This is a genomic window from Desulfobacteraceae bacterium (assembly GCA_022340425.1).
GTDB lineage: Bacteria > Desulfobacterota > Desulfobacteria > Desulfobacterales > JAABRJ01 > JAABRJ01.
Genome location: JAJDNY010000043.1, coordinates 1 through 3,360, shown reverse-complemented (window position 1 = coordinate 3,360; position 3,360 = coordinate 1). Strand labels below are relative to the sequence as shown.

Below are 3,360 nucleotides of genomic sequence, written 5' to 3'. Positions count from 1 at the left end.
CAGCTGCCCGAGGACAAGGCCCGCATGACCGGGGTCTTGGAAACTTTCCTGGCCCTGCCGCCCGAGGAGCAGATGATCTATCAGGTGGGGCGCCGTCTGGGGGTTTTCGGGCGCCTGACGGATCTCCAGCAGCCCCGGCGGCGGGAGCGGGTGGTGCAGACCTGCCGGGAGTTCGGCATCACCCCGGAAAATGTGGATGGCCTGATCGACGACCTGATGCGGCGCTTCATCTGATCCGGTGCGGCCGCCAAGATCCCCGTGATCCATTGGTTGACATCGCGGCCCAAAGCGATTAAGCGTGGCCCACAGGAAGGGCCGCCCACGAGCCGGCGGGAATGCCGGTGACGGCTTGCCGGCAGGAGATGGCTTTCGGGAACAATGTGAGTGGGCACGTCTCGAGCCGCGGGTCCGGGCCGAGGACCTGCCGAAGATCAAAGCCCGTCAGAATAAAAGGATGTGTTCATGGCTAAACCCAAGCTCAAGCGGCATCTGATCAACCGCGCGTGGTGCAAGGGGTGCGGCATCTGCGTACAGTTCTGCCCCAAGAACGTGTTGGAGTTGGACGACAGCGACAAGGTGGTGGCCGCCCGCCCCGAAGACTGCATCTGCTGCCGGCTGTGCGAACTGCGCTGTCCGGACTTCGCGATTGAAATCGAAACCGAGGAAACCTAAGGCATTCCTATGAGCGAGACCGTAAAATTTGTCCAGGGCAACGAGGCCTGCGTGGAAGCGGCGCTGTACGCCGGGCTGGAGTTCTTCGCCGGCTATCCGATCACCCCCTCCACCGAGATCGCCGAGCACCTGTCGCTGCGGCTGCCCCAAATCGGGGGCAAATTCATCCAGATGGAAGACGAGATCGCCTCGATGTGCGCGATTATCGGGGCGTCACTGACCGGGCACAAGGTGATGACGGCCACCAGCGGCCCGGGCTTTTCGCTGATGCAGGAGGCGCTCGGCTACGCCATCATGACCGAGATCCCGTGCGTGATCGCCAACGTGCAGCGCGGCGGGCCCTCCACCGGGCTTCCCACCCACGTCAGCCAGGGCGATGTCAACCAGGCGCGCTGGGGCACCCACGGCGATCACGCGATTGTCGCCATGACCGCCTCCAATCACCAGGACCTCTTCGAGATGACGGTGGAGGCCTTCAACGTCGCCGAAACCTATCGCACGCCGGTGGTCCTGCTCTTTGACGAGGTGCTGGGGCACATGCGCGAGAAGCTGGTGGTCCCGGAAAAAGGTGAGATTCCGCTGGTGGAACGGCTGCGGACCTCGGTGGGCGAGGGGGTCGACTACCACCCCTACCTGCCGCGCGAGGACGGGCGGCTGCCCATGTCGGATTTTGGTGCTGTGCATCGCTACAACGTGACCGGGCTCTACCACGACATGTGGGGTTTTCCCTCTGACAAACCCGAGGTGGTCCAGGGGCTGCTGCGCCACCTGGTGGACAAGATCAACAACAACGTCCACCAGATCACCCGCTACCGGGAGTATTTTCTCGGGGATGCCGACTGCGTCCTGGTGTCCTACGGGTCGGCGGCCCGCAGTGCGCTGCACGTGGTGGTTAACCGCCGCAACCGCGGCGAGCGCCTGGGGCTGCTGGAGCTTCAGACCCTGTGGCCCTTTCCCGACAACCTGGTGCGCGAAAAATGCGCCAACGCCAATTACATCGTGGTGGTGGAGATGAACATGGGGCAGGTGGCGCAGTCGGTGAAATCGGCAGTTGCCCACCCGGAGCGGGTGTTTTTGGCCAACCGGGTGGACGGGGTCTTCATCAACCCGACCGACATCCGGAACATCCTGCGGCTCATCCAGCGAAAGGGGTTTTGACCAATGTCCATCAAGAACTACCTGCGGGAGCGGTTTTTTCCCCACATGTGGTGCCCGGGCTGCGGCCACGGGATCGTGCTCAACGCCATGCTGCGGGCCATCCAGAAGCTGGGGCTGAACAAGAACGACATCGTGATGGTCTCGGGCATCGGCTGCTCGTCCCGGATTTCCGGCTACGTCGACTTCCACACCCTGCACACCATCCACGGCCGGGCCCTGGCCTTTGCCACCGGTGTCAAGATGAGCCGTCCGGAGCTCAACCTGATTGTGCCCATGGGCGACGGGGACGCGCTCTCCATCGGGGGCAATCACTTCATCCACGCCGCGCGGCGCAACATCGACATGACCGCCATCGTGATGAACAACCGCATCTACGGCATGACCGGCGGCCAGTACTCGCCGCTGTCTGGCTACGGCACCAGCGCCACCACCGCCCCATACAGCAACATCGATCACGCCTTCGACGTGGTGGAACTTGCCGAGAGCGCCGGCGCCAGCTTCGTTGCCCGCACGACGGTCTACCACGTGCAGCAGCTGGCCGACATCATCCAACAGGCGATCGAGCACAAGGGCTTTTCGGTGGTGGAGGCGCTGACCCAGTGCCCGACCTATTTTGGTCGCAAGAATCGCATGGGTAGCGCGGCCGACATGATGCGCCACTTCAAGGAAAATACGACCCCCATCGGCTCCAAGGCCAAGCAGGAAAACCCGGAGTTGATCGAGCGCGGTGTTTTCGTCCGCAAGGATACGCCGGAATACTGCCAGGAATACGACAAAATCATCCAAAGAGCGATGAAAGGGTAATCCAAGATGGAACGATGCAGAATGGTGTTTTCGGGCTCCGGCGGGCAGGGGGTGATCACGGCGGCGATCATCCTCGCCGAGGCGGCGGTGCTGCATGAAAACCTGGTGGCGGTGCAGGCCCAGTCCTACGGGCCGGAAGCCCGCGGCGGGGCCACGCGCAGCGACGTGATCATTTCCGACTCGCGGATCTACTACCCCAAGGTGACCCAGCCCAACGTGCTGGTCTGCCTGACCCAGGAGGCCTACAACAAGTTCTACCCGATCATCCGCCCGGGCGGCACCCTTCTGACCGACAGTCGCTTCGTTAAGCCCGAGAGCAAGGTGGACGCTCGCCAGTTGGAACTGCCGATGTATCAGGCGGTGATGAAAAAAATCGGCAAGGCGATCGTCTTCAACATCTGCATGCTGGGGGCGGTGGTGGGCCTGACCCACGTGGTGAAGCCCGAATCCCTGATGAAATCCCTGGAAACCCGCATTCCCGCCGGCTTTCTGGACATCAACCGCAAGGCCCTGGATATAGGTCTAGAGTTGGCCCATGGCTTGGGGAAATGACCCGCAAACGGTTTTGTCGGGGTGCTGTTTTCGGCTTGAGACTCTGATTGCGTGACCCCCAAGCGCCGATCGAGGGTTAGCACTAAGGACCGCCCCCATATTCAACGGTATCATCAGCCCGAACCTCAAAAAAAAGTAAAGTAAAGCCAGCCGGTTTCCGATTGTTAAACATAC

At 62.1% G+C, this 3,360-nt stretch carries 5 protein-coding genes; all 5 read left to right on the top strand.

Going from position 1 to position 3,360, the window contains the following annotated elements; genetic code table 11:
* Positions 1 to 234, top strand: a 234-nt coding sequence (locus tag LJE63_03855) for a radical SAM protein (GenBank protein ID MCG6905738.1), incomplete at its 5' end; no start/stop codon positions are given.
* A gap of 228 nt (positions 235 to 462) precedes the next feature.
* On the top strand, positions 463 to 672 hold the full coding sequence (locus LJE63_03850) for a 4Fe-4S binding protein (GenBank protein MCG6905737.1): 210 nt from the start codon (positions 463 to 465) through the stop codon (positions 670 to 672).
* Between the two features lie 9 nt (positions 673 to 681).
* Positions 682 to 1,830 carry a 2-oxoacid:acceptor oxidoreductase subunit alpha gene (locus tag LJE63_03845; GenBank protein ID MCG6905736.1) on the top strand — a complete coding sequence of 383 codons (1,149 nt, stop codon included), beginning with the start codon at positions 682 to 684 and terminating at the stop codon, positions 1,828 to 1,830.
* A gap of 3 nt (positions 1,831 to 1,833) precedes the next feature.
* A complete protein-coding gene (locus tag LJE63_03840) occupies positions 1,834 to 2,634 on the top strand; it encodes a 2-oxoacid:ferredoxin oxidoreductase subunit beta (GenBank protein MCG6905735.1) in 801 nt (266 codons plus the stop codon).
* Between the two features lie 6 nt (positions 2,635 to 2,640).
* Complete coding sequence (locus tag LJE63_03835; protein ID MCG6905734.1) at positions 2,641 to 3,186, top strand: 2-oxoacid:acceptor oxidoreductase family protein; 546 nt, start codon at positions 2,641 to 2,643, stop codon at positions 3,184 to 3,186.
* Positions 3,187 to 3,360 lie beyond the last annotated feature (174 nt).

Coding starts and splice junctions, on each gene's coding strand:
- LJE63_03850 (MCG6905737.1), top strand. CDS start 463: ATGGCTAAACCCAAGCTCAAGCGGCATCTGATCAACCGCGCGTGGTGC.
- LJE63_03845 (MCG6905736.1), top strand. CDS start 682: ATGAGCGAGACCGTAAAATTTGTCCAGGGCAACGAGGCCTGCGTGGAA.
- LJE63_03840 (MCG6905735.1), top strand. CDS start 1,834: ATGTCCATCAAGAACTACCTGCGGGAGCGGTTTTTTCCCCACATGTGG.
- LJE63_03835 (MCG6905734.1), top strand. CDS start 2,641: ATGGAACGATGCAGAATGGTGTTTTCGGGCTCCGGCGGGCAGGGGGTG.